The organism is Lentilitoribacter sp. JB5-8 (assembly GCF_055693385.1).
Map to the genome: position 1 here is coordinate 3,136,786 of NZ_CM146332.1, position 25,939 is coordinate 3,162,724.

At 45.5% G+C, this 25,939-nt stretch carries 25 protein-coding genes, 1 tRNA gene and 1 pseudogene; 9 read left to right on the forward strand and 18 right to left on the reverse strand.

Going from position 1 to position 25,939, the window contains the following annotated elements; all coding sequences use genetic code 11:
- Window positions 1-108: 108 nt before the first annotated feature.
- A complete protein-coding gene (locus tag ACZ1GZ_RS15305) occupies window positions 109-444 on the forward strand; it encodes a protein tyrosine phosphatase family protein (protein ID WP_472665750.1) in 336 nt (111 codons plus the stop codon).
- Between the two features lie 4 nt (window positions 445-448).
- Here the strand turns inward: ACZ1GZ_RS15305 and ACZ1GZ_RS15310 are convergent, their stop codons facing one another.
- Window positions 449-964, reverse strand: a complete 516-nt coding sequence (locus ACZ1GZ_RS15310) for a hypothetical protein (RefSeq protein ID WP_472665751.1) — start codon at window positions 962-964, stop codon at window positions 449-451.
- Window positions 965-973: 9 nt separating this feature from the next.
- Window positions 974-1,876: a hypothetical protein gene (locus ACZ1GZ_RS15315; RefSeq protein ID WP_472665752.1), complete on the reverse strand. Its 903-nt coding sequence runs from the start codon at window positions 1,874-1,876 to the stop codon at window positions 974-976.
- Between the two features lie 162 nt (window positions 1,877-2,038).
- Here ACZ1GZ_RS15315 and uvrB point away from each other — a divergent pair.
- Window positions 2,039-4,519: pseudogene (uvrB, locus tag ACZ1GZ_RS15320) on the forward strand (excinuclease ABC subunit UvrB); the annotation flags it as partial.
- Window positions 4,520-4,533: 14 nt separating this feature from the next.
- Here uvrB and ACZ1GZ_RS15325 read toward each other — a convergent pair.
- A complete protein-coding gene (locus ACZ1GZ_RS15325) occupies window positions 4,534-4,683 on the reverse strand; it encodes a hypothetical protein (protein ID WP_472665753.1) in 150 nt (49 codons plus the stop codon).
- A gap of 270 nt (window positions 4,684-4,953) precedes the next feature.
- On the opposite strand from ACZ1GZ_RS15325, the gene ACZ1GZ_RS15330 reads away from it, so the two are divergent.
- Together ACZ1GZ_RS15330 and ACZ1GZ_RS15335 are read left to right on the forward strand one after the other, a co-directional pair.
- Window positions 4,954-5,472, forward strand: a complete 519-nt coding sequence (locus tag ACZ1GZ_RS15330; RefSeq protein ID WP_472665754.1) for an RNA polymerase sigma factor — start codon at window positions 4,954-4,956, stop codon at window positions 5,470-5,472.
- Window positions 5,469-6,221 carry an anti-sigma factor family protein gene (locus ACZ1GZ_RS15335; RefSeq protein WP_472665755.1) on the forward strand — a complete coding sequence of 251 codons (753 nt, stop codon included), beginning with the start codon at window positions 5,469-5,471 and terminating at the stop codon, window positions 6,219-6,221. Before ACZ1GZ_RS15330 ends, ACZ1GZ_RS15335 begins: the two co-directional genes overlap by 4 nt.
- A gap of 32 nt (window positions 6,222-6,253) precedes the next feature.
- Here the strand turns inward: ACZ1GZ_RS15335 and ACZ1GZ_RS15340 are convergent.
- Window positions 6,254-6,330: transfer RNA gene (locus tag ACZ1GZ_RS15340), tRNA-Ile, on the reverse strand.
- Window positions 6,331-6,482: 152 nt separating this feature from the next.
- On the opposite strand from ACZ1GZ_RS15340, the gene ACZ1GZ_RS15345 reads away from it, so the two are divergent.
- A complete protein-coding gene (locus ACZ1GZ_RS15345) occupies window positions 6,483-7,211 on the forward strand; it encodes an SIMPL domain-containing protein (protein ID WP_472665756.1) in 729 nt (242 codons plus the stop codon).
- 53 nt (window positions 7,212-7,264) lie between these two features.
- Here ACZ1GZ_RS15345 and ACZ1GZ_RS15350 read toward each other — a convergent pair whose 3' ends face one another.
- From ACZ1GZ_RS15350 to ACZ1GZ_RS15360, 3 genes are all read right to left on the reverse strand, one after another.
- Window positions 7,265-7,639, reverse strand: a complete 375-nt coding sequence (locus ACZ1GZ_RS15350) for a hypothetical protein (protein WP_472665757.1) — start codon at window positions 7,637-7,639, stop codon at window positions 7,265-7,267.
- A gap of 104 nt (window positions 7,640-7,743) precedes the next feature.
- Window positions 7,744-8,166 carry a secondary thiamine-phosphate synthase enzyme YjbQ gene (locus tag ACZ1GZ_RS15355; RefSeq protein ID WP_472668326.1) on the reverse strand — a complete coding sequence of 141 codons (423 nt, stop codon included), beginning with the start codon at window positions 8,164-8,166 and terminating at the stop codon, window positions 7,744-7,746.
- Between the two features lie 3 nt (window positions 8,167-8,169).
- Window positions 8,170-8,787 (reverse strand): glutathione S-transferase, encoded by a 618-nt coding sequence (locus ACZ1GZ_RS15360; protein WP_472665758.1) that lies wholly within the window; start codon window positions 8,785-8,787, stop codon window positions 8,170-8,172.
- Between the two features lie 216 nt (window positions 8,788-9,003).
- On the opposite strand from ACZ1GZ_RS15360, the gene ACZ1GZ_RS15365 reads away from it, so the two are divergent.
- Both ACZ1GZ_RS15365 and ACZ1GZ_RS15370 read left to right on the forward strand, forming a co-directional pair.
- The gene (locus ACZ1GZ_RS15365) at window positions 9,004-9,600 is read left to right on the forward strand and encodes an SCO family protein (protein ID WP_472665759.1); all 597 of its coding nucleotides are present in this window, start codon (window positions 9,004-9,006) and stop codon (window positions 9,598-9,600) included.
- A 164-nt stretch (window positions 9,601-9,764) separates the two neighbouring features.
- Complete coding sequence (locus ACZ1GZ_RS15370) at window positions 9,765-10,652, forward strand: 50S ribosomal protein L11 methyltransferase (RefSeq protein WP_472665760.1); 888 nt, start codon at window positions 9,765-9,767, stop codon at window positions 10,650-10,652.
- 67 nt (window positions 10,653-10,719) lie between these two features.
- On the opposite strand, the gene ACZ1GZ_RS15375 is transcribed toward ACZ1GZ_RS15370, so the two are convergent.
- The gene (locus ACZ1GZ_RS15375; protein ID WP_472665761.1) at window positions 10,720-10,893 is read right to left on the reverse strand and encodes a hypothetical protein; all 174 of its coding nucleotides are present in this window, start codon (window positions 10,891-10,893) and stop codon (window positions 10,720-10,722) included.
- A gap of 181 nt (window positions 10,894-11,074) precedes the next feature.
- Between ACZ1GZ_RS15375 and ACZ1GZ_RS15380 the strand changes: the two genes are divergently transcribed.
- Complete coding sequence (locus ACZ1GZ_RS15380; protein ID WP_472665762.1) at window positions 11,075-12,913, forward strand: aminopeptidase P family protein; 1,839 nt, start codon at window positions 11,075-11,077, stop codon at window positions 12,911-12,913.
- Here the strand turns inward: ACZ1GZ_RS15380 and ACZ1GZ_RS15385 are convergent.
- Together ACZ1GZ_RS15385 and ACZ1GZ_RS15390 are read right to left on the reverse strand one after the other, a co-directional pair.
- Window positions 12,910-13,227, reverse strand: coding sequence for an AzlD family protein (locus tag ACZ1GZ_RS15385; protein ID WP_472665763.1), 318 nt, complete (start codon window positions 13,225-13,227; stop codon window positions 12,910-12,912). The genes ACZ1GZ_RS15380 and ACZ1GZ_RS15385 overlap by 4 nt on opposite strands.
- Window positions 13,224-13,940 (reverse strand): AzlC family ABC transporter permease, encoded by a 717-nt coding sequence (locus ACZ1GZ_RS15390; protein ID WP_472665764.1) that lies wholly within the window; start codon window positions 13,938-13,940, stop codon window positions 13,224-13,226. The genes ACZ1GZ_RS15385 and ACZ1GZ_RS15390 overlap by 4 nt, the downstream gene beginning before the upstream one ends.
- Window positions 13,941-14,058: 118 nt before the next feature.
- Here ACZ1GZ_RS15390 and ACZ1GZ_RS15395 point away from each other — a divergent pair, with 118 nt between their 5' ends.
- The gene (locus tag ACZ1GZ_RS15395; protein WP_472665765.1) at window positions 14,059-14,778 is read left to right on the forward strand and encodes an SDR family NAD(P)-dependent oxidoreductase; all 720 of its coding nucleotides are present in this window, start codon (window positions 14,059-14,061) and stop codon (window positions 14,776-14,778) included.
- 2 nt (window positions 14,779-14,780) lie between these two features.
- Here the strand turns inward: ACZ1GZ_RS15395 and ligA are convergent, their stop codons facing one another.
- The 8 genes from ligA to ACZ1GZ_RS15435 all read right to left on the reverse strand — a co-directional run bounded on the left by ligA (window position 14,781) and on the right by ACZ1GZ_RS15435 (window position 25,808).
- Window positions 14,781-16,901, reverse strand: a complete 2,121-nt coding sequence (gene ligA, locus ACZ1GZ_RS15400) for an NAD-dependent DNA ligase LigA (protein ID WP_472665766.1) — start codon at window positions 16,899-16,901, stop codon at window positions 14,781-14,783.
- A gap of 3 nt (window positions 16,902-16,904) precedes the next feature.
- A complete protein-coding gene (gene recN, locus ACZ1GZ_RS15405) occupies window positions 16,905-18,578 on the reverse strand; it encodes a DNA repair protein RecN (protein WP_472665767.1) in 1,674 nt (557 codons plus the stop codon).
- Between the two features lie 14 nt (window positions 18,579-18,592).
- Window positions 18,593-19,459 carry an outer membrane protein assembly factor BamD gene (locus ACZ1GZ_RS15410; RefSeq protein ID WP_472668327.1) on the reverse strand — a complete coding sequence of 289 codons (867 nt, stop codon included), beginning with the start codon at window positions 19,457-19,459 and terminating at the stop codon, window positions 18,593-18,595.
- Window positions 19,460-19,631: 172 nt separating this feature from the next.
- Window positions 19,632-20,585 (reverse strand): UDP-3-O-acyl-N-acetylglucosamine deacetylase, encoded by a 954-nt coding sequence (lpxC, locus tag ACZ1GZ_RS15415; protein WP_472665768.1) that lies wholly within the window; start codon window positions 20,583-20,585, stop codon window positions 19,632-19,634.
- Window positions 20,586-20,847: 262 nt separating this feature from the next.
- Entirely contained in the window at window positions 20,848-22,572 is a 1,725-nt protein-coding gene (ftsZ, locus tag ACZ1GZ_RS15420; protein ID WP_472665769.1) for a cell division protein FtsZ, read from the reverse strand.
- Between the two features lie 64 nt (window positions 22,573-22,636).
- The gene (ftsA, locus tag ACZ1GZ_RS15425) at window positions 22,637-23,965 is read right to left on the reverse strand and encodes a cell division protein FtsA (RefSeq protein ID WP_472665770.1); all 1,329 of its coding nucleotides are present in this window, start codon (window positions 23,963-23,965) and stop codon (window positions 22,637-22,639) included.
- Window positions 23,962-24,894, reverse strand: a complete 933-nt coding sequence (locus ACZ1GZ_RS15430; protein WP_472665771.1) for a cell division protein FtsQ/DivIB — start codon at window positions 24,892-24,894, stop codon at window positions 23,962-23,964. The genes ftsA and ACZ1GZ_RS15430 overlap by 4 nt, the downstream gene beginning before the upstream one ends.
- Window positions 24,882-25,808, reverse strand: a complete 927-nt coding sequence (locus ACZ1GZ_RS15435; RefSeq protein WP_472665772.1) for a D-alanine--D-alanine ligase — start codon at window positions 25,806-25,808, stop codon at window positions 24,882-24,884. Before ACZ1GZ_RS15435 ends, ACZ1GZ_RS15430 begins: the two co-directional genes overlap by 13 nt.
- Between the last annotated feature and the right edge of the window lie 131 nt (window positions 25,809-25,939).

The following is a 25,939-nucleotide window of genomic DNA, read 5'->3' on the forward strand; positions in this document are numbered from 1 at the left end:
TATTCTAAGAAGGTATATCGGTCAACAGTCAGCTTTGCTTAGCCATGATCTTATTGACGAAACATCGCTTAAGACCTAAAAGAAAGCAAAATCTTGAAGGAATTTACCATGGATATTCGCGCCGTTACCGAAACTTATGCAGTGTCTGAACAAATCACTGTCGAAGACATTGCAGAGATTAAAAATCAAGGTTTTAAATCCATTGTGTGCCATCGCCCCGATGATGAGCAACCTGGACAACCCGCATTTGCTGATATTGCAGCAGCAGCGCAAGCAGCTGGTCTGACAATTCGTCATATTCCGGTGACCAGCGCTGGTTTAACGATGGATGCTGTGAATGAAATGGTTGATGCGGTTGAAGAGATGGATCAACCAATGCTTGGCTATTGCCGTTCAGGTGCACGTTCAACTGCTATTTTCAAAAACGCAGAAGCAAAAATGTAATTCGTTACGTCCAATTCTTCGCGATTGCTTTTTTCACATTTCGAATGCGTGCTTTAATCGCTGGCGGCTCCGTTTCCTCTGCCACATCAAAAACCACTGACAGTCCTTCACGATATTCGGGATAGGTATTTGCAAATTCATAAAGGCCATTATAGGACCATGCGCGCACAAACTTATTCTCATGCTCAGTGTTTTGGCGAATAAATGACATCATCTTATGCTTTTGCTGCACAGGCACGGTGATTAGCGGCAATATTTGCAAAATATGTAATATACTTTGCCAAGGCATTGCGCGCCCGATCAGCTCACAAAACAAATGGATTTGATCATTATTCATTTCAGCTTTTTGCTCTAAAGCGTGTTTGATCAACCACGTTGCACCTTGAGAACAATCCACATCAATTGCGATCTTAAGCAGCTCATTTAGAAATTCATCAGCAGCTAAATATCTCTCATAGATATCTGAGATATCTTGCTTTGATTTTCCATCCCACTGCTTAATATCGTCTTCTAAACTCATATGAGTGTCTTAGTAGTCGCGCGTGATTTCAAAAACCTTGCCATCGCTTGTACCGACAGTAAACATCAGATCTTCACCACCTCCACGGGAGGCAATTGCTTTATTAATTCCGGAAGGCAATTCAACGCGATCAATTTCTACCAATTTGCCATCCTGAAATCCGATCATCCGCAAGATGGATCGATCATTGGATGGTACTGCGACATCGACAAAACCATTGCCGTCCATGTCTGCAACGGCAGATAGACGCATTTCGCGTGAACCAATCACGTGATTTGAAAACCCAGAAATCTTGTCAATCTCTTCAAATTTGCCATTGTCATAGCTATAAAAATAAAGATGCCCACCGATATGAGGCGTGCGCACAAAAGCAACCTGCTGTCCGTCACCACCGGTAAAATTGGCGATCCCAGCAATATTCAGCCAGCGGTTTGCGCGTCCGTGATAACCCGTTGTGGCACGCTCAACTATGGCACCATTTTCAAGCCCATAAATCGTCACTCCTGCGCCATCTGTGAGCGAAGCTTTGATCGTGACAATTTCAATTTTACCATCGCCATCAAGATCCTTTAGGCGCGGATAGCGATCTTCAAAAACAGTTTGTTGATCAAGGTCATATCGCACGATTTCGCCATCTGATTTCTCAACAGCAAGGCGACCAGCTTCAATCGCATCGCCCAAAATACCATGCCCGTATCGCGAAGTCGGAGCTTCATACCATGCACTTAAAATATCGCCACGACCAATTGTTTTCGCAATCAATCCGTCGGGCAACCCATCTTCAACTAGCTCTCGATCTTCCTCAACAATATCAGCAGGATAGAGACTGCCTGACACCGATTTTACCTTCCACTCATCTGCAAAAACGCCGTGTGGAAGCACCAACAAAAACAATAAAATCATACCACGCATCATCAAAATCCTCATTAAAATCTGTGAGGCAAATTTACGCGTAAAACCAAAATCAGTGCAAATAAACTTTATATGATCTCATCAAAAAATTATCTTATAAAAGTTATGGAATATTTTCCTATACACCTTCACAATCCATGCGAGTCGCCCTATATTGCGTGAATGGCTAAAACACCGAAAAAACCATCCCAAAACCCAACTGGATTTGAAGAAGCACCTCAAGCTGATTTTGAAGGCGCTCCATTATCTGAGAACATCAGCGATTGGGCTGATGAAATGCAGCGTATGGCAGAAGCGGAATCTGTTCCAGACCGCAGAAAAGTTGCGTCGGAAGCGGGTAAGCATCGTAAAAGAGCTGCAGCGAAACCAACGGAGGCGCGTTCAGCACGAGGCACATCAATTGGTGGCACAAACGATCCGAAAAAACGTGCGGCTGCAGGCCTTAATCCCGTTGCAGGCATGGATGCAAGTGTTGAAGAGGCCGCCGAACTCGCCCAGCCTGGAAACACAGCCACCGTTCAAGCACTCACCGATCTCATAACATCGGGCAATCCATTATTTAAAAACGGCAAGCTTTGGACACCCCATCGCCCTGAGCGCCCAGCAAAGTCTGAAGGTGGTTTGCACTTAAAGATGGAAACAGAATACAAGCCCGCTGGAGATCAGCCAACAGCGATTAAAGATCTGGTGGAAGGCGCCAATGAAAATGAACAAACGCAGGTACTTTTGGGTGTAACCGGTTCTGGTAAGACGTTTACCATGGCAAAGGTGATTGAAGAGACGCAAAGACCTGCAATTATCTTGGCACCCAACAAAACTTTGGCAGCCCAGCTTTATTCTGAATTTAAAAACTTCTTTCCCAATAATGCGGTCGAATATTTCGTTTCATACTACGATTATTACCAGCCAGAAGCCTATGTGCCGCGCACTGATACGTTCATCGAAAAAGAATCGACAGTTAACGAACAGATTGACCGGATGCGCCACTCGGCAACGCGAGCACTATTGGAACGCGATGATGTGGTGATCGTTGCTTCTGTCTCCTGTATTTATGGTATCGGCTCGGTGGAAACTTATTCCGCCATGAGTTTTGAAATATCCGTTGGTGAACAAATCGACCAACGCCAATTGTTAGCTGACCTGGTCGCACAGCAATATAAGCGCCGCGATATGGATTTCCAACGCGGCTCGTTCCGTGTGCGTGGCGATACGATTGAAATCTTCCCTGCTCACTTAGAGGATGCAGCTTGGCGGATCTCCATGTTTGGTGACGAGATTGAAACAATCACTGAGTTCGATCCCCTCACCGGCAAGAAATTTGGCGATTTGAAATCGGTCAAAATGTATGCCAATTCGCACTATGTGACCCCGCGCCCAACTCTCAACCAAGCGATCAAATCCATCAAGACGGAGCTCGCCCACCGCTTGGAAGAGTTGGAAAAAGCCGGTCGCTTGTTAGAAGCTCAACGCCTCGAGCAGCGCACGCGCTTTGATCTTGAGATGATGGAAGCAACAGGTGCTTGTCAGGGGATTGAGAATTATTCACGCTACCTCACTGGTCGCGCGCCGGGTGAACCGCCACCCACATTGTTTGAATATATCCCAGATAACGCGCTCATCTTTATTGATGAAAGCCATGTGACCATCCCGCAAATTGGCGCGATGTATCGTGGCGACTTCCGCCGCAAAGCAACTCTCGCTGAATATGGCTTCCGCTTGCCAAGCTGCATGGACAACCGCCCCTTGCGCTTTGAAGAATGGGATGCCATGCGCCCGCAAACAATCGGGGTTTCGGCCACACCCGGCAATTGGGAAATGGAACAATCTGGTGGCGTATTTGCCGAACAGGTTATTCGCCCCACAGGTTTGATTGATCCACCAGTACAAGTGCGCCCAGCCACAAGTCAGGTTGATGATGTCTTGGGTGAAATTCGCCTCACCGCGGCTGAAGGTTATCGCACATTGGTGACGGTTCTCACCAAACGCATGGCCGAAGACTTAACCGAATATCTTCATGAGCAAGGTGTGCGCGTGCGCTACATGCACTCAGATATCGATACACTCGAACGCATTGAAATCATTCGTGATTTACGCCTTGGCGCATTTGATGTTTTGGTTGGCATTAACCTGCTGCGTGAAGGTTTGGACATACCTGAATGTGGGTTTGTTGCTATCTTGGATGCGGATAAAGAAGGCTTTCTACGATCAGAAACATCTCTGGTGCAAACCATTGGCCGTGCTGCGCGTAATGTCGATGGTAAAGTTGTGCTCTATGCTGACAAAGTGACAGGCTCGATGGAGCGCGCGATGGCTGAAACCACCAGACGTCGCGAAAAACAAGTTGCATATAACGCTGAGCATGGCATCACACCAGAAAGCGTGAAGGCCAAGATTTCCGATATTCTCGACAGTGTATACGAACAAGATCACGTCAGAGCAGATGTTTCAGGTAAGGACGGCAAAGGCTTTGCTGAAGAAGGCCACATGGTGGGCGCAAATCTGCAGGCCCACCTGGAAGCGCTTGAAAAACAAATGCGTGATGCAGCAGCTGATCTCGACTTTGAAAAAGCCGCGCGTCTACGCGATGAGATTAAGCGCCTGAAGGCAAAAGAGCTGGACATCTTGGAAAACCCAACCGCGAAATAAGGCTTAAGCGATTATTTCAATAATAAAGCCAATTTGGTGAGTGAAGTCGGTGCTGGGCTCATATTATAAGCCAGCGGGCACTCGCCGTCTTCAAATTGCCATGTTGGATTGTTGAGCATCATTTCGCATTTTGCCATGCGCGCACCATTGGGTGTGTTCATGCAAATCTTTGATCCAACTGGAACATAGTTCCCGAAATATCGGCACTCGCATTTTCTTTCGGCAAAACTAGCTGTCGGGGCCATGATGACTGCCCCAAGAAACAAACCCATAAGATGTTTGTTTATCTTTGACATAAGTTAAGCTTATCACGTTTTGTACAAGATGTAAAAATCCCGTGTTGGATCGGATCACATAATCGTAAAAACTCATTTGCTTGTATTACGTCTTGAGTGTCGTTATGTTGCATCAGATTTTTGAGATGGTGCTGGATGTTCTTTAAGAAAAACGCACGAAAAGAGGTTGAGAATGGGATTAAACCAATATTTCCAAGACTTTGGAGATATTGCCTGGTTCTGACTGGCAACAAGGATTGGGCTGATGATCTCGCTCAAGCCGTATGCCTAAAAGCGCTCGAAAAGGCAGATCAATATAAGCCTGGCACCAAACTTGATCGCTGGCTTTTCACCATTGCGCATAACAGCTGGATCAACGAATTACGAAAAAACAAGGTTCGCACCGCAGGTGGTCTGGCTAATATAGATGAAATTGAAATTCCCGACACAAAACCTGATCCGGAATCGAATATTTTGGCCTCTGAAGTGTTAAAGGAAGTAATGGCACTCCCCGAAGCGCAACGTGTTGCCGTAATTTTAGTCTATATTGAAGGTTACAGCTATCAAGAGGCTGCTGATACACTGGACATACCCATTGGAACCGTTATGAGCAGATTGTCAGCTGCCCGAACAAAATTGGCGAACAAACTAAATGATGAAAGTCAGATTGCATGACCGATCAACACAATTTCACAGATGAGCAATTGGTCGCTTTTTTAGATGGCGAGTTTGACCACACGCCAGCAGAAGAGATAAAAGCTGCATTAGCTCACAGCGAGGAGCTGCAGGCGCGTTTGAAACAGCTAACGCTCAATAAGTCTGCAATGTTAGATGCATTTGGTGCACTGAACCAAACGGCGCCAAGCTATGAAGACATAATGGGTGCTGACAACACAAAAGCATCAAATGACAATGTTGGCTTTTTAAAAATTGCAGCCGTTGCCATTATTGCATTTGGCGCGAGCTTCTTTGCATCCTCAATTATCAAACAAGATAAATTGGATAGTTGGCAAGAATATGTGGCCGCTTATCAGGCGCTCTATGCCACAGACACACTTGTTCACGTCAACAATAGCCAAGAAGCCGCGGAAGAAGAACTTCAGCGTGTGGCATCCAAGCTTGAGAAAGACATCTCAATAGCGGATTTGCAAATCCATGAAGGCCTTACATATAAGCGCGGCCAGGTATTGGAATATCAAGGCCGGCCATTATTGCAATTTGCGTTTTTGTCAAAAGAAGGTGCGCCAATTGCACTTTGTATAATGCGTTCACTGACGCAAAAACGCGAAAATATAAGCACGCGAGAAGTGGAAGAAATGCAGTCGGCATATTGGTCAAATGGAAACTTTGATTACATGTTGATTGGCCCGATTGCCGAGCAAGAAATCAAAAGTTTCGCGACAGGATTTTCAGAGCGGTTGTAGGCAATATTTTAGCGGTAACTGTTTTGAAAATTTGGTGGGCCCGGAGGGACTCGAACCCCCGACCAAGCGGTTATGAGCCGCCGGCTCTAACCAGCTGAGCTACAGGCCCCACCATGATGATGTGCATCAAAAACAGCTTATGCCGCAGGATCGTGGACGCGTCTAGTCTAAAAATGTAAAGATCACAATTCTTCGCCCTATTAAACTCACATTGTTTTGCATCTTAGGTCGATAATTGATGAATATATTGGAGCCAAAATTTTGCGAAAACACATCACACTCACATCCTTAGTTTTCTCAGCTATGCTAGCAACAACAGCGCTCGCTTTTGGCGCGGAAGACACAGCTGGCACAATTTCTGTCACTGGCGTTGGAATTATCAATGCAGCGCCCGACATGGCGACCATCAACCTCACAGTCCTGCGCGAAGCTGAAACGGCAAAAGCCGCACTATCTGAAAACAATTCAGCCATGAACGACATTTTAAATTCCATGAAGGAATTTGGGATTGAAGACAAAGATTTACAAACGTCAAACTTTTCCATTCATCCAAGATATATCTATCCCAATAATAACAACCAGATTAAGTCACCTAAAATCGTTGCCTATCAGGTTTCAAACTCGCTGGCGATCCGCATCCGTGATCTCGATAAAGTCGGTGAAATCCTAGATAAATCTGTAAGCCTTGGTGTCAACGAAGGTGGTAATATTTCGTTCGGAAATTCAGATCCCAAACCATTGCAAATGCAAGCGCGCGCGGAAGCGATGAAAAACGCCGTTGAAAAAGCCGAGGTTCTAACCCAAGCCGCAGGCGTTGAAGTTGGTTCAATCCGCCAAATTAGCGAGCAGTCGTTTAATCCCGCACCACAACCAATATTGCGTGCGCAAGTTGCTAAAATGGCAATGGCAGAAAGCGATGCGGTTCCAATTGCCAGCGGTGAAAATAGCTATCGCATAACAGTCAATGTAACTTTTGAAATAGATCAATAAATACAAAATACCCCGGCACGCGAATACCGGGGTTTTTTATCGAGATGGTTTTCTTACCAAACAGCGCGTCGTGCAATAACAGGACATCCGCGATTATTGGCAAAGACAACCTTAACACGGTGGCCGCGCTTATAGCCTCTCACCACGAGCTTATGACGATTAGCATAGCTAATTTTTGCATATCTCACGCCGTATTTGTGGCGCGCTTTATCAACCGCTTTTCTTGGTGAACAATAGTAATTGCGTGGCTTTGGCGCGTGGTAATGTTTGCGATGGTGTGGGTGCGCTCGAACCACAGGACCATGGCCATGGTAACCATAGCGAAATTCAAATGTTACACCAGCCGCTGATGCAGTTTGTGCGCTGGCACCGAGCGTTGCGATAGATATGATGATTGCGATAAAGCTTTTCTTTAATTGGTTAAACATAATAGACCTCCAGGATTTGCTTGGTCTAAACCTATTTAAAACCAACTGAACCAAATCAGAACTTGCCGTTCATATTCGGTTCATCAAAATTTAAATGATAAACTTCAATCACTTATGTGCAATATTACCTGTCTTTCATGTGGATAATCGCGATGTTCAAACACGTAAACCCCCTGCCAGGTTCCTAGTAACGGTCGATTATTAGCAACAGGAATAGATAAAGACACAGGCATCATGGCAGCCTTTATATGTGCGGGCATATCATCAGGGCCTTCCATTGTATGGCGAACCCAACTCATGGAGGGATGATCAGTTCGCGGAACCAGTCGTTTAAAAAAACTATCAAGATCAAACCGAACGTCAGGATCTGCGTTTTCTTGTATAAGAAGCGAACATGATGTGTGCCTGACAAATACCGTCAGAAGCCCACTTTCAACACCCGCATTTTGCACAAACTCAACCACTTCATGGGTAAACTCGTAAAGCCCAGAACCGTTTGTGCGAATAGTAACGGTCTTTTGCATGATTTATCACTCCATTTCACTGGAACCAAAATATGTTGGTTGATCACCCTCGTGCCATTGCGGATATTTTTCCATGATATCTAGGAAACGCTCTGATTGCACAAATTTATCAAGTGCTCGAACTACTTTTGGCCAAGTCTGGTTATCAAACCAATCCTTATCTACATTTGCAAATTGTCGCACAAAGGGAAAAATCGCCAAGTCTGCAAGCGAAATACGTTTGCCATATAAAAATGTATTTCCGTTGGAGAGCATGTCTTCGAGCAACATCAAATATTCCGACGCGATTTTGCGCTCATCCTCCACATCAACATTTTCATGTCGATTAGCATATTTATAGCGATCAAGCGCCGTTTTAAATGGACCGTCAAACTGCGCAATCAAAGAAAGCATTTCATCCAAACTTGCACCCTCTTGATCGAGCATTTGCTCAGGGTCGTTGTGTTGAAGCGCATGCAACATGACATCCAGGCTTTCATCGACGACAACACCATCTGGCAAAATCATCACAGGTACCGTTGCCTTTGGTGACACCTCAACCATGTGCGCAGGCTTATCACGCAGAACTATTTCTCGAAGTTCAACGCTCAACTGACTTGATCGAAGTGCTAATCGCGCGCGCATTGCATAAGGGCATCGACGAAAGGAATAAAGTATGGGCGTGTTTTGATGTGTGTTCATGAAACCAAATTTTGTATTCTTGATATGCTTTTAAATACTGCCTTGTTTTTTCATTGGCAATCAGAGTTCACTTAAACGTGATGAGGTGAGGCACTTTGACATCAAGACTTACAAACTATCAATCGATAAGTTGCAAAAAAATTAAACCATAGGGAAATCATGAAGACGTTTCGTATTATACTTTGGTCACTCATCGCGGTTATAGCCGTTGGCATGGTTGCGCTCAGCTTTGATTGGCACAAAGGGACAACATCAAATGAAACCGCATTTGGTGGCCCTTTTAAACTGGTTGATCAAACAGGGGCAGAAATTACCGAGGCTGCTTTTGCAGAAAAACCTGCTGCGGTGTTCTTTGGCTTTACACATTGCCCGGAAATTTGCCCCACAACGCTTTATGAACTTGACGGCTGGTTGGATGCAGCGGATCCCTCAGGTGAAAAAATCAACGGATATTTTGTCAGCGTCGACCCTGAAAAAGATACCGTCGAAGTGTTAGACACTTATATTAGCAACGTATCTGACCGCGTTAAAGGTATTACTGGGCCATTAGATGACGTCTCTGCCATGCTGCGTGACTTCAAAGTGTATTTTAAAAAGGTACCATTGGACGCAAATGATCCAACTGGCGATTACACCATGGATCATACGGCATCTGTGCTTTTGTTCCACAATGGTGGCCAATTTAAAAGCACCATTGCCTATGGCGAAAACCCTGATACAGCAATCCAAAAACTAAAAAACTTAATCGAGGGCTAGTTTAAAAACCCTTGGCGCTAAATCTTATTGAGGATGGCGCGTTTAAAAAGACATCCTCAATTTAAGATAAAGCTACTCCCCTACTTTACCTCTTGTAAAAGCCATGCCAAATAGACCCCACGAAAGCGCGACAGCATTTTCTAACGCGCTAAAAGGGATATTTCATGCCGCAAATCCGATTACACGTCACAACAGATGAAGAAACAGCTCATCAGCTTCTCGATCTTTTAGAGGTGGAGTTTGAGGAAGATGGTTTTGCAATTTCCACCACAGAAATTGATGAAGACGAGAAGATTTGGAATGCATCTGTCTATGTTGATGACCAGACAGAAATCGACGCCCTACAACGTCTTAAAAAGGTGCTGGCAACATCTGATCTGGATTTAAATATTGGAACAGAAACACTTCCTGATATCGATTGGGTGACCCACACATTGGAAGGTTTAACACCTGTTGAAACCGGAAGGTTTATCATTCATGGCTCTCATGATCGAGATGTAGTCAAACCCCATCAGCTCTCAGTCGAAATCAACGCTGCCCAGGCATTTGGTACCGGACATCACGGCACCACAGCCGGTTGCCTTGAAATGATTGAAACGATTGGAAAAAAGTCTCATGACAGTTTACGCGGTTTTGCCCCAATTCTAGATTTGGGTACAGGTAGCGGCGTTCTTGCAATTGCCGCCGCAAAATTAGGGCGAAGCTCTGTACTCGCAACAGATATCGATCCAATTGCCACACATATTGCGCAACAAAACGCAAAGTTTAATGAAGTTGGAAATTTGATCGACTGCCAAACTGTCAATGGTTTTGGCTCACCGATTTTTGCCCAAAAAGGACCATTTGGTCTAATCATCGCAAATATTTTGGCGAGACCATTAATGCGCATGGCACCTGAGATCGCGAAAAACTTAAAGCCTGGCGGCACAGTGATCTTATCCGGTATTTTGTCAGAACAACGCTATAAGGTTTTATCAGCGTTCAACAATCAAGGCCTTGCCCATCAACAAACAATCTGGCGCAATGGCTGGGTTACAATTGTGCTAAAATAATTTAAGCACAAAAATAAAAAGCGGCCAGAAGGCCGCTTCAATAATCGTGTACTAAACTCAATTGGTATTAGACACCGTAAGGCTGATAACCTTCTTTGCGAATTTCTTCACGCGTACGGCCAATTGACTTTAGTGTCGCATCGTCAAGACCGATTAGTGTGCCATTAACATAACGACGAACCTGACGTTCGCGTGCGTAGATCATGCGCTCAAATGCAGATTTCAAAAGTGTGTTTGCCATTTTCAAATTTCCTTCTGTGGTTCATTGCCACCCGATACAGTTTCAATATAGCGCAAAAAAATAATTGTGCAGCGCAATATAAGTATATGAGCTATGCACGTAATGCATAGGTAAAAATGCTGTATTTTATTTAAGCCTCACGTTATGTTCAGCGCTGAATTATTCGCGACTAGGATTTGAAATGTTTCAACAATTTGCCACTCTCTCTCATCCAGAAACTGCCAAGGCTCGAGTTGAGGCACTCAGACAAATGTTTGATGCATTGGAGATTGACGCTGTCCTAGTCCCAAAAAGCGATGAATATCTTGGCGAATACATTCCCCATTGCGCAGAACGCTTAGCATGGCTTACGAGCTTTACAGGATCCGCAGGTTCCGCTCTTATCTTAAAAGAAAAAGCTATTGTTTTCACAGATGGTCGCTATACCTCTCAAGTTGCCAAACAATGTGATGCTCAAGTATTTGGTTTTGAAGACTTGGTTTCCAATCCACCATCGAAATGGATCAAAAAGAATGCACCCAACGGTTTGCGCCTTGGCATCGATCCTTGGATATTGCCCAGTGCCAGCGTTCAGAAACTAGAAGAAGCATTAGAGACAATTGACGGCAAACTGGTGATCTTAAAAGACAACCCAGTTGATGCCGTTTGGGAGGATCAACCCTCAGCTCCATTGGAGCCTTTATCCATCCAACCTGACAAATTTAGCGGCAAACTGGCTAAGATTAAAATAAAGGAACTAAAAGAAGAGCTTGATAATCAGGGTGATGACGCAACAATTGTTGCAGACCCCACTGCCATTGCCTGGCTGTTTAACATTCGCGGTAATGATGTCATGCACACCCCGGTCGTATTATCACGCGCGATTATATTTAAAGACCAGATTGCGCAATTATTTATCGACAAACGCAAATTGAGCATAGAAGAAGAAGCCTATCTAAATCAGCTTGCTGACTTACGTCCGCCGAGTGAATTCGAAACAGCTCTGTCTGAACTTGGTGAGAAACAGCTAGTTGTTAGTTTGGATGCGAATTCTGCATCTCATGCGATCTCTATGACACTTAAGGCGCATGGCGCTAGTGTGATCAATCGCGATGATCCGATACAATTACCACGCGCGGTTAAAAATACGGCTGAGATCGATGGCAGCATTTTGGCGCATAAGATCGATGGTGCTGCAATGGTGAGTTTTATTTTTTGGCTCAAGTCCCAATCACCTGAAACACTGGACGAAATTAAAGTCGCCAAGAAGCTTGAAGCAATCCGAAGCGAATATGGCACAAAACACGGGAATGAGTTGAAAGATATTTCATTTGATACAATATCCGGCTCCGGTCCTCATGCAGCGATCATTCATTACCGCGTAGATGAAGATAGCAATCGGGATTTGAAAAGCGGCGAGATGATCTTAGTAGATTCAGGTGGCCAATATGAATGTGGCACAACTGATATCACTCGCACAATCTCATTAGGGAATGTGCCAGAAGAGCAGAAAAAGTATTTCACTCTTGTGCTCAAAGGCATGATCGATATCTCGCTTTTACGTTTTCCCAAAGGAACCCGCGGTATTGATATTGATGCATTTGCGCGTGCAGCATTATGGAAAAATGGCGTAGATTATGCCCATGGCACGGGGCATGGCGTTGGTAGCTATTTATCCGTACATGAAGGTCCGCAAAACATCTCCAAGCGTTCAATGGTTGAGTATCAGCCGGGAATGATTGTATCCAATGAACCAGGCTATTACAGAGATGGCGGCTTTGGCATACGGATTGAAAACCTAATCTCAATTCATGAGCCGCGCTCTATTGAAGATGGCGAGATAGACATGATGGGATTTGAGACCCTTACGCTTTGCCCTATCGACAAAGAACTGATCCTACCGAGCCTCATGACAGGCGAACAAATCGCTTGGCTCAACAATTATCATGCAAAGGTCCGCAACGTGCTTACTCAGTATATCGATGATGAAGCTACCCTTACCTGGCTCAACGCACAAACCTGTCCGCTAAAAGCTGATTAAAGCCCAATCGCTCTCAAAGCGATGATCAATATCCAACCCATGAAGAAAACTTTCATCATGGAAAGGCGTAATGACGCGATTACGGCTAGAATAACGGTGATGATTTCAGCCCATCCGCCAGTCAAAACAGCTGGCACCACAATTGCCGTCACAACAGCCGCTGGCACAGCGTTTAACCCTGCTTCCACACGTGGGTGAATGGTTTCAAACCGTGAGAGGATTAAATGACCTGATACCCGTGTGAAATATGTAATGAGTGCCGCAAAAATAATGATCCAAACATTATCCGATAGACCTAGAAAATCACCCATCATTGTTCTGGTGCCTTTCTATTCTGCCCTCTATTCTGGGTTGGCCAACATGCAGCCACCAAAATTCCAAATACGCCACCCACGCTCACATGCCAGGGCGAGCCCAGCGTGAGAAAGGCAACAGATGAACTGACCGCACTTGCCGCAACCACTGGAACGAATAATGACCGTCCGCGAAAGGACATCAAAAGCGCAAGAAAATAGATCGAAAGCAAAAAGGTAATACCAAGCGCCTCGGTATTTGTAATCAAACTTCCAAATACAGCGCCCAGCCAAGCTTCTGCGACCCAAAATACATAAAGCGGGATTGCCATGCCCATATACCAAGCGAATGTGAGCTTTTCTCCCCGTTCACCACGTTGTTCACTCGCCGCAAATTGCGGGTCGGTCATAAAGAAAAAAGCAATAGCCTGTTGGGATGGTGACATGTGATTGAAATAGCGCCCAAGGGTCGCTGAGTATAAAACATGGCGAAAATTCACAGCAAAGATCGACAAAAGTATCAACCAAGGCGCAATGCTTTGTCCAAAAAGCTCTATACCAACCATCTGACTGGCGCCTGCGAACACAAGCGCACTCATTAAAACGGCTTCTGAAATAGTGAACCCGTTATCAATCGCCAATGTCCCAAACAACAATCCAAATGGAGTTGCCGCAATGACAACCGGAAATCCGTCTTTTGCACCTCGCATAAATTGTGAAGTTTTTTCTGACATCGCACCCCTCGCTCAAAGAGTGAGCATTGTCACCAAACCGCACACTAGTCAACTCGTAATACTACGCGAAACAAAACCGAAATTTGTATAAACACGTATGAAGATCAAAGGATGTAAAATGGCAAAAAACGTTACAATTATTGGTGCGAGCGGCGGCATTGGTGCGGCTATTATCAACCAGCTGAGCAATAATCCAGACATTGATCATATTTTGGCATGCGCGCGAACAGAGATTTCACCGCAATCTTCAAAAATAAAATATCAAAAACTTGACCTAACAGATGAAACAACAATTCGAGATGCAGCAGAGCGTGCCAAAGAAATTGGACCCCAGGATCTGGTTTTCATCACAACAGGTTTTTTGCATAACAACGATGTTAAACCCGAAAAAGCCATCCGCGATTTATCTATCGAAGGCTTTGAGAAAAATTTCGCAATCAACACCATCGGGCCAGCACTAGTCGCCAAACATTTCTTGCCGATCATGCGCAAAGATGAAAGATCAGTCTTTGCGTGCCTATCCGCCCGTGTTGGCAGCATATCAGACAATGGCCTGGGTGGATGGTATGCTTATCGCGCCTCTAAAACGGCGCTTAATATGGTCCTCAAAAACCTCAGCATTGAAGCCGCACGTCGATACAAACAAATGATTATTCTCGGTCTTCACCCCGGAACAGTTGATAGCAAGTTATCAGAACCATTTCAGGGTAATGTATCAAAAGAAAAGCTTTTCACACCACAATATTCTGCCGAAAAGTTGCTAAGCGTGATTGAAAACGCGGTTATTGAAAATACTGGTGACATTATCGCATGGGATGGCGAACGGATTGAGTACTAAACTTAATCGCGTCCGATCAGCGTAAACCACTCATTTTCAGTGATTGTTTTAATACCTAGATCGGTTGCTTTTTTAAGTTTGGAGCCCGCTCCCGGGCCTGCCACCAACAAATCTGTTTTCTTAGAAATAGAGCCAGCAACTTTAGCACCTAATTGCTCCGCCATGGCTTTGGCTTCATCGCGTGACATGCGCTCAAGCTTACCGGTAAACACCACAGTCTGACCAGCAACTGGACTATCTGCCGAAGGTGCTTCAGCATCTAAAATATCAAGTTCAGCAATCAAGTCATCAACCATTTTGCGATTATCATCTCGTCCAAAGAACTGACGCATCGCATCAACAACAGCAGGTCCAATATCATCAAGAGCTAGCAGTTCCTGAAGTGCTGCTTCATCACCCTTTATGATCAACATTATTGCTTCCTCAAAGGACGCCCAATTGAGATAAGCACCTGCAAGTGTTTTACCTGTCGCTTCACCCACATGGCGAATACCAAGCGCAAAGATCAATTTCGCCAGCGGTATTGTTCGCTTATCTTCAATGGCATCAAACAGCTTTTGTGCAGATAAATCACCATAACCATCACGGTTCTTCAGTTTGGTGAAATTGGCTTCGTCGCGTTTAGCAAGGGTGAAGATATCGGCAGGTGAATTGATATAAAGGCTCTCATCCTGATAAAAATATTCAATCTGTTTGTCGCCAAGCCCATCGATATCAAAGGCTTTACGAGAGACAAAATGCTTCAGATGCTCCTTGCGCTGATAAGGACAAGCAAACTCACCTGAACAACGGCGCACAACGCCCGCAGCACCTGTCGCAGTCTTTTCCTGAACGACTGGTGATTTGAGTTCACATGGGCATATGGACGGAAATTCAAAGATCTCCGCATCATCTGGTGAGGACACCACTTCAAGTACTTTAGGGATCACATCCCCTGCCCGCTCGATACGAACCGTATCGCCAATTTTAACACCCAGACGCTCAAGCTCTTCCGCATTGTGCAGTGTTGCATTTGTCACCACAACTCCACCTACAGTGACCGGTTCCAATCGCGCAACTGGCGTAAGCGCACCCGTGCGGCCAACCTGAATATCAATCGCTTTGAGTAGGGTCGATGCTTTTTCCGCCGGAAATTTATGCGCAATGGCCCAGCGTGGTGATCGTGAGATAAACCCAAGCCTTGCCTGAAGCGCTAAATCATCAACTTTATAAACAACGCCATCTATATCATAAGGAAGCTCTGGGCGTTCCTCTTCAATCTTTGAATAATGCTGCAGTAATGCTTCAATATCATCAAAACGCTGCATCAAGGGGTTAACTGAAAAGCCCCAGGATTTATAAAGCTCAACCATGCCCATCTGAGTAGTCGCGGGCATTTCAGGCGCGACTTCACCCCATGCATAAGCAAAAAACTTAAGTGGTCGAGAAGCCGTGATCTTTGCGTCCAGCTGTCTTAATGATCCGGCGGCTGTGTTCCTTGGGTTCACATAAATCTGTTTCCCAAGTTCTGCTTGCTTTTCATTAAGCGCAAAGAAATCATCGCGTCGCATATAAACTTCGCCGCGAACTTCCATGATATCCGGCACATTTGCATCTTCTGGCAATTGTTGCGGGATCTCAGAAATGGTTTTAACATTCTCAGTTACATTTTCGCCAACAGCACCGTCACCGCGTGTTGCTGCAGAAACCAGTGTACCATTCTCATAGCGCAATGACATTGATAGGCCATCAATCTTTGGCTCCGCAGTCAACGCAACTTTATCAGAAGCCCCGAGCGATAAAAATCGACGTATACGGGCTGCAAAATCTCGAACATCCTGATCGTTAAAAGCGTTATCAAGCGAGAGCATCGCAACATTATGCGAAATTTTTGAAAACCCAGACGCAACTGGTGCACCAACCTTATTAGATGGTGAATTTTTCAGCTTCAACTGAGGAAATTTTGCCTCGATCTCTAGGTTCCGACGTTTAAGCGCGTCATAGTCAGCATCAGTAATCTCAGGCGCGTCATTGGTATGATAGAGCCGATCATGGTAGGCCATGAGATCAGCCAAGCGTTCCAGTTCAATCCTCGCCTGTTCAGCAGTGAGTAAAGAGACCTCTAATTCAGAAAGATCCGACATTTTTTATCCGTTACTTGCAAGCAGCTGAGCGGCAGCCGCACGTGCTTCATCTGTAATAGTAGCACCCGCGAGCATGCGGGCAATTTCTTCCTGACGGCCATCTTGATCAATCGCTCTCACGTTTGTAGACAACATCACATCATCAGCCTGTGCTTGGGATTTTGAGATCAATAAATGCGTCTTTGCGCGCGCAGCCACTTGCGGCGCATGGGTGACAGAAAGCACCTGTATAGATTGAGACAAACGCGCAAGCCGCTTGCCAATTGCATCTGCAACAGCACCACCCACACCTGTATCAATTTCATCAAACACCAAAGTCGGAGCAGAACCACGATCCGCCAATGCAACTTTCAACGCCAATAAGAAGCGGGATAATTCACCTCCAGAGGCAACCTTCATGATAGGCCCAGCACGCGTGCCCGGATTTGTACGAACATGAAATTCTATCAGGTCAATGCCATCTGCCCCGGCATTATCCTCATCACTTTGTATATCAACTATAAATTCGGCCCGCTCAAGTTTCAGCTCGGGCAACTCCGACATTACTGCTTCAGAAAGCGCTTGAGCTGTATTGTGGCGTTTTTCGGACAATAGTTTTGCACCTTGGATGAAATCAGCCTTTGTGGTTTTTACATTTTCCTCAAGCTGGAACAAAAGCTCTTCACCATCATTAATCGCCGCAAGATCTGCGATCATGGTAGCCGCTAATTCCGGAAGATTGGCAACAGGAACATTATATTTACGGCTGGCAGCACGAAGGGCAAACAAGCGCTCTTCTGTCTCTTCTAATTCGCGCGGATTAAACTCACATTCACGCAACGCGATCTCAACCGCACTTTGCGCCTCTGATAATCCATCCAATGCGCTGCCCAATGCTTCAATTGTATCTTCAAGCAAACCAGGTGCTTCAGAGTTCTTTCGCTCAAGCCTGCGCAATAGCTGGTTAAGGGCAGGAACAGGGGAATGATGGCCGCTCAATGATTCTTGCGCTTCATTAATATCTGTGGCGATCTTTTCCGCCTTCATCATTTTTGAGCGGCTCTCTGCCAATTCATCCTCTTCACCATCCTGAGGTGATAAGGTTTCCAATTCATCCACTGAAGCTTTTAGCCAATCCGCTTCTCGCGCTGCTTCTTCAATGCGTTGACGTTGAGATTTTAACTCTTTCTCTGCTGCACGGTACTTTTGGTACAAGCTTGAAACTTCCTCACGACTAAGGGTCAGTCCACCAAAAGCATCCAAAAGCATTTTATGGGATTGAACATCAACCAGAGCACGATCGTCATGTTGGCCATGAATTTCTACCAAATGTGTTCCAAGGGCTTTTAAAAGCGATACACTGCTTGGCTGGTCATTTACAAACGCACGCGAACGGCCATCAGCATTTTGAACACGCCGAATAATCAGTTCTCCGTCGTCGGAAATTTCATTTTCTTTTAAAACAGAACGTACGGGATGATCTATCGGAAGGTCAAATACTGCTGTGATTTGGCCTTTGTCACACCCCTGGCGAACCAATGAACCATCACCCCGCCCGCCTAGCGCAAGCGACAAACTATCAAGTAAAATAGACTTGCCTGCCCCGGTTTCACCGGTCAAAACAGATAGCCCATGATCGAAGGATAAATCCAGCTTATCAATCAGAACTATGTCACGTATAGAAAGTTGAGCCAGCATCCCCCCACCCCAGGTTAGGAAGGAGTCCCAAGTGCCACTCTACGTGCAGCGCGTGATATCCAAGATCCTTTATTTTCACGAGGCTCCAAACCACCAGTTTGCAATAGTTTATATGAATCTGCATACCATTGACTGTCAGGATAATTGTGCCCCAAAACAGCAGCTGCGGTCTGCGCTTCACTTGTTAAGCCCATTGCGTAATATGATTCGACCAATCGCGCCAAGGCCTCTTCCACCTGTCGTGTGTTACCATATTGCTGAACAACAACTTTATAGCGGTTTACCGAAGCCAAATATTCTTTGCGTTCTTGGTAGTAACGGCCAATTTGCATTTCTTTACCAGCAAGCTGATCACGCGACTTTCTGATCTTCGCTTTCGCATCATCGACGTATTCTGATTCTGGATAACGATCCACAACCTCTTGCATCGCAGCTATCGCGCGAGCCGATGCGCGTTGATCACGTGTCACATCTGGAATTTGGCGGAAATAAGCTAAACCAATGATATATTGCGCGTAAGCAGCGTCAGGATCATTTGGATAAAGGTTCAAGAAACGGCGCGCATTGGTAATTGCCTCAGTTGAGCGACCAGAGCGATATTTCGCAAATGCGTTCAAAACGAGAGCTTTACGCGCATATTCAGAAAACGGGTGTTGACGGTCAATTGCATCAAATTTCTTGGTTGCTTCCGTCATTTTGCCGGCATTCATGTTAGCCAGCGCCTGATTATAAAGCACATCGGCCGGCTCAACAGTATCGACAAGCGAATTAATGTCGATATCCGGATCAGACTGACATCCGGCCAGAACCATAACACTTAGCAAAATCGCAAAGCTCAGACTTGTTTTCGCAAGCATTCTCAATTTGGAGAATAACAACATAACCAATTGACCTTTCTCCAATAAAGGAGTTTGAAACCGAGAGCATTATTTACAGGGTTTTAATCGTAAAATCCATATGCGTCCAACGTCATCTTTCAGCATTGGCACATTTTTATGGCAAAATTGGAAATTAAGTTAATTTAGGCGTGCGTTTTTACCGTCTAGTGAACGATCAAACAGTCCAAGGTGAAAAAACAGGTGAGCTCACGGCTACCAATTCGCCATAGCCACCCTTGCCACGCGTATGTTTTGTCTCAACAATCTCGTATGCATCTTGTTGTGCAAGCAATTTGCGAAGTGCCATAGCATTTAATTTGTGACCACCGCGATATGAACGGTAACAACCAATAAATTGTGCCCCAGCTAGAGCAAGATCACCGACAGCATCAAGCGTTTTGTGACGCACAAACTCGTCTTCAAAACGAAGGCCTTCCATATTAATAACTTGGTCGTCTTCACCAATCACAACAGAATTTTCAAGTGAAGAACCAAGTGCATGGCCAGATGCCCACAAAAACTCAACATCACGCATGAAGCCAAATGTCCGCGCGCGGCTTAATTCGCGTTTAAAGCTATCGGCGGTAACTTCGCCACACCATGACTGACGGCCAATGGTTGGTGAAGCGAAATCAATATCGATTTCAAAACGAGTACCCTCATGCGGCGTAAACTCAGCCCATGAACCACCCATTTCAGCTCGCACTGCTTTTTTCACACGAATGTAGCGACGACGCTCTTCAAGTTTGACAACACCTGTTGCTTCGATCAACTCAACAAACAATGCCGAACTGCCATCCATGATTGGAACCTCACCACCGTCGATCTCGACAATGATATTATCAATACCCATCGCGTAGAGCGCTGCCATGAGGTGCTCAACAGTCGCAACAGAACGATCTGGAGCATCACCAAGCAAAGTACAGAAATCTGTTGAACCAACCTGTGAAGAAACTGCACGTAATGTGCAAACAGTTTGCGTACCGCACATGCGCTTAAATACGATGCCGGTATTTGAATCTGCAGGTATGAGAGAAATTGTTACATTAGAACCACTATGAACGCCAACACCGGAAAGTGTCGCAGGCCTAGAAATCGTAGCCTGAAATTCATTCAAATCATAATGCATTAAACTGCCCAATTCGATCTTTACGCAACACAGTCGAACGAAATTATACGACGCATCTTTGTTGCCACTCACACTTAAATTTTAAGAGGCGTCCCCCGCCACAATGCTTAAAATATGCTGAATCGTGATTCTTTCCAAATCACGCTTTATTTCCAAATGTAACGCAATTGTAACATTGGATTACAGCAAGCATTTTTGCCAAAATGAAAACGCAGCCACACCATAGTGTAGCTGCGTTTCAAAATCATTAAGATTTTAACTATTATCTAACCTGGCGACGTAAAAACGCTGGAATTTCAAGCTGTTCGTCCTCAGAAGGAGTTGGCGTTGTTGGTGCAACGCGACCCTGCTGATCCATGTTTCCACGGGCACCTGTCATCGCTGAAGGATCAGATGACAATGGGCGGCGAGGTTGTGGTGATTGTTGTTCAATCGCCTTTTGCGCGGCAGTTGTTACATCATCTTCACCCATGCCGAGGCTTGAACTGATACGTTTGAACAACCCCTTTGCACCTTTTTCTTCAGCTGCTTCGTGGTGGGAAGGTGAATTCACACGATCCATTTCCGCTTTAACTGTCGCAGGGAAGTCTTCAATCTGCGGCATACGGCTCGCTTGAACCGGTACTTCAGGCATTAAACTTTCAGGTGCCGACGTTGGCGCTGGTGCAGGAGTTTGCATCTCAGGCGCTGGCATTGGTGCTGGGGCTGCAGGCTGGGCCATTACCGGAGCAGGTGATGCAACAGGTGCTGGTGCCTCAGTTGTAGCTTCAGGAACAAACAATCTGTTTTGCGGTGTTGCAATTTCAGTTTTTGCAGCAATCTCAAGCTCGCGCTCAATTTCCGCTTCCGCAGACATAATTGTTTCAGCAACTTTATCCTGTGCAACAGGTGCAGCTGGTGCAGGAATTACAGCTTCAACAGCAGGCTTTTCAGCTGCAGCGCTGCGCTGGTTCAATTGTGCTTGCATTGATGCCATTGCCGGACGCATATCAGTTTCAGTACGGCCCGCCATTTGTTCTGCAGAACAATCGATACCTGTTGCAACAACAGATACACGAATGATGCCTTCAAGTGATTCATCAAATGTTGCACCAAGAATAATGTTTGCTTCTGGATCAACCTCTTCGCGAATGCGAGTAGCTGCTTCATCAACTTCAAACAATGTCATATCACGACCACCAGTGATCGAGATCAGAAGACCCTGAGCACCGCGCATTGATGTTTCATCAAGAAGTGGGTTGGCAATTGCAGCTTCTGCAGCGGCCATTGCGCGGCCATCACCTGAAGCTTCACCGGTACCCATCATCGCTTTGCCCATTTCGCGCATAACTGAACGAACATCAGCAAAGTCTAGATTGATCAAGCCTTCTTTGACCATCAAGTCAGTAATACAAGCAACACCAGAATAAAGCACTTGGTCTGCCATGGAGAAGGCATCTGCAAATGTTGTATTCTCATTGGCAATCCGGAATAGGTTTTGGTTCGGGATCACAATCAGCGTATCAACGTTTTTCTGCAGCTCTTCGATACCAAGATCTGCAAGACGCATACGGCGCTGGCCTTCAAAATGGAAAGGCTTAGTTACAACACCAACGGTGAGAATACCTTTTTGGCGTGCAGCTTTTGCAACAACAGGTGCAGCACCTGTTCCTGTACCACCGCCCATACCGGCTGTAACAAAACACATATGCGTGCCATTTAGATGATCATTAATCTCATCAAAGCATTCCTCAGCCGCCGCCGCGCCAATTTCTGGCTGCGATCCGGCACCTAGGCCTTCAGTAACTGCAACACCCAATTGGATGATGCGTTCTGATTTTGACATGGTCAGCGCTTGCGCATCAGTGTTTGCAACAACGAAGTCAACGCCCTGCAATCCAGCTGTGATCATGTTGTTCACGGCATTTCCACCGCCACCGCCAACACCGAACACGGTAATGCGTGGTTTTAGTTCAGTAATATCCGGCTTCTGAAGATTAATAGTCATTTTAGCCGTTCCTTCCTTGGTTTTTGTTGCCCTGACGCATTGATTTGGTACCGCAACCTTGAAATTAAAAACTCTCTTTGAACCACTGGCCCATCTGAGCCAATCGTCCGCTTGTTCCACTTGCCGCTGCCAACATAGTCCCTTCAGAACCATGGGCTTCGATATCTGCCACTTGGGGGTAAATCATTAATCCAGATGCTGCTGAAAAGGCTGGCCCTTTCACCGCTGCAGGCAATCCGGAAACTCCTAAAGGTCGACCGATCCGAACATTGCGTGCCAAAATTCGTCTAGCACTGTCGGCCAACCCAGTAAGTTGACTTGCACCACCTGTTAAGATCACCCGCTTTCCGACAATCGGTGCATAACCTGATTGTTGAATTCGATCGCGAACTAACTCAAGTGTTTCCTCAACGCGCGCTCTTACTATGCGTGCGACCATAGCTTTTGAAACTTGCGCGGAGTGATCGCCCATTTCATCGCCGATTGGCGGGATAGAAATGACGTCTTTATCATCACATGCTGACGGCAAGGATGAACCATGCATCACTTTAATGCGCTCAGCATCTTCAAAACGTGTTGTCAGCCCGCGTGCCAGGTCCATTGTGACATGGTGTCCGCCCAAAGCAACAGCGTCAGCAAAAATGAACTTACCTTCATTAAAGACTGAAATTGTTGTGGTTCCACCACCTAGGTCCACACATGCGCAGCCCATTTCAGCTTCATCTGATACCAAAGATGCAAGACCGGATGCATATGGTGTTGCCACCATCGCTTCAACGGTTAAATGCGCGCGGTTAACACACATTTCTAAGTTTTTAAGAGGTGAACGATCCGCGCTTAGAACATGAAGATCAACACCAAGCTTATCACCATACATGCCTTCTGGATCAATAATCCCGCGCTCGCCATCAAGCGCATAACTGGTTGGCAATGAATGCAAGATCGAACGTTCGTGGCTTAGCGTGCGCTTCGTCACCAAGTTTACAACCTTTGTCAGATCACTATGAGCAACTTCTTCACCACCCAAATCAATTGATGCAGTAAAGATTTCACTCTTTAATCGGCCGGCTGTCACGTTGATAATAAGTGAGTCAACCGTCACACCTGCCATACGTTCAGCGGTATCAACAGCAGATCGAACTGAATTTTCAACCTGCTCAATATCCATAATAACGCCAGCTTTAACACCGCGTGATTTTTGGTGCCCAATTCCAATGATTTCAACTTTATGCGTGCGATGCGCCAACACTTCGCTATCAGATAAAGGTGTTAAACGGCCAATAAAACAAACTGTTTTAGACGAGCCAATATCCAGCACAGTCACAATTGTAGGCCGCTTGTTAGATAACGGTTTTAGGCGTGGCAGCGAAGATTTTTGACGGAATAAGCTCATGACTTCTTCCGCTTCTTAAGTTCTTTGGTGCGCTCTAAAAGAGCTGACTTTCTGCGTTCCAGAGCTTCTGGGGTCAAACGAATTGTTACGCGATCTGCGATACGAAGATCGACTTGAGCAATATCTCGGCGCAAAACTTCTTGAGCTTCATCAAAGGCTTTAAAATGAGCAAGAGCGGCATCAACACCCTGTTCTGGAAGATGCAAAGTCACGCCATTTTTCAATCGTAGGTCCCAGCGACGATCCGCAACTCGGATAATTGCTTTTGCTTCACTTAAGAATGATGGCCATCGAGAAAGCGTATCATACATGCGGGCCGCATGAATTTCAGCGCCAATACCGACAAAGAATGGAAGATCGGTGTTGCGAACGCCATCGTAATTTTCAATCACATCCCCATCGCGCTCAATCAGGGAAAGTTGGTCACCATGCTGCCAGATCGCAAACGCTTGGCGCTCTTCAATCTTCACATGCAAGGTTGCCGGATATTTTTTCAACAATTCAACATGTTGAACCCAAGGAAGTTCGGAAAGCTGCGCATGTGCTTTCGCCAAATCAAGTGTTAAAAGCGAAGATGTTTCATCTAGTCTCAACTCCTGCAAAATATCGATATCAGATGTTTCAACATTGCCAGAGACTTTAATTTCTTCAATCGCAAAACCAACGGCCGATGTCATTGTGCGTAAAGCGATCTCGCTATGTCCGCCTGCAACGGAACCATAGCTGAAGACACCTGCAAAGAATGCCAATGTCGCAAATGTTCCAAGATGGTTTGGGATTTTCTTATGGCCAGACAAAATATCCGCGCTGGCGCGTGTCGAGCGGCGAATAAGTGGTCTTAAAAGACGACGCGCGAAAGTTTGCTCTCCGCTTCCCAATGAAGCTGAGCTACCTTTCAAGTCAAAGATTTTTTCAATCAACGAGAGCACGAAGCGTCTTCCACCATCCAACTAACTAATTCTTCGAAACTATGCCCAGCATGCTGAGCCAATTCAGGCACAAGAGAAGTTTCTGTCATTCCAGGCTGTGTATTTACTTCCAGCCAAATGATCTCTCCATTCTCGGAAAATCGATCATCATAACGAAAATCTGAACGACTAACACCACGACATCCGATCGCCTTATGGGCCTTCAAAGCCAATGTCTGAATCTTTTGGTAAATATTTGGTAAAATTTTCGCCGGACATTGATGTTTTGAACCACCTTTTTTGTATTTGGCGTCAAAGTCGTAGAAACTTGAGCCTTCTGCAAAAATTTCGGTCACACCAAGCGCAACATTTCCCATAACTGCACAGGTTAATTCTCGCCCATAAACGAATCGTTCCGCCATGACGCGATCGCCATATGTCCATTCATCAGATGTGATAATTTGCGGAGGGTGAGATTGCCCTTCTTTAACCATAACAACGCCAAAGCTTGAGCCTTCAGCAACGGGTTTTACAACATATGGCGGCTGAATTGGATGCGTTGATTTAAAATCATGACGGTCTAGTACTTTCGCCTCCGCAACCGGAATACCTTTGGATTTGGCGACAATTTTGGCCTGTTCTTTGTCCATTGCTAGCGCCGACGCCAAGACACCAGAATGCGTATATGGAATTTCCATATATTCCAACAACCCTTGTACAGTTCCATCTTCTCCAAACGGACCATGAAGCGCATTAAAACAAACATCTGGTTTTATTTCATGTAAAATCTGCGATAAATTTCGGTCAACATCGACGCGCGTGACCTTGTAACCTGCACGTTCTAAACCTGCTGCGCAGGCTTCGCCGGACGAAAGACTGACTGGGCGTTCTGACGAAAAACCGCCATATAGAACCGCAACATGTTTATCAGGCATCATACCCTCCGGAAAATTCCGTCCTTAAATAGGTTAAAATCGCATTTTGTAATACTGGAGAATACGCGAGATATAGATAATAAAATCTTAACGAAAAGAAAATTTTAACCAAAGTTAACAATAAGAAAAAC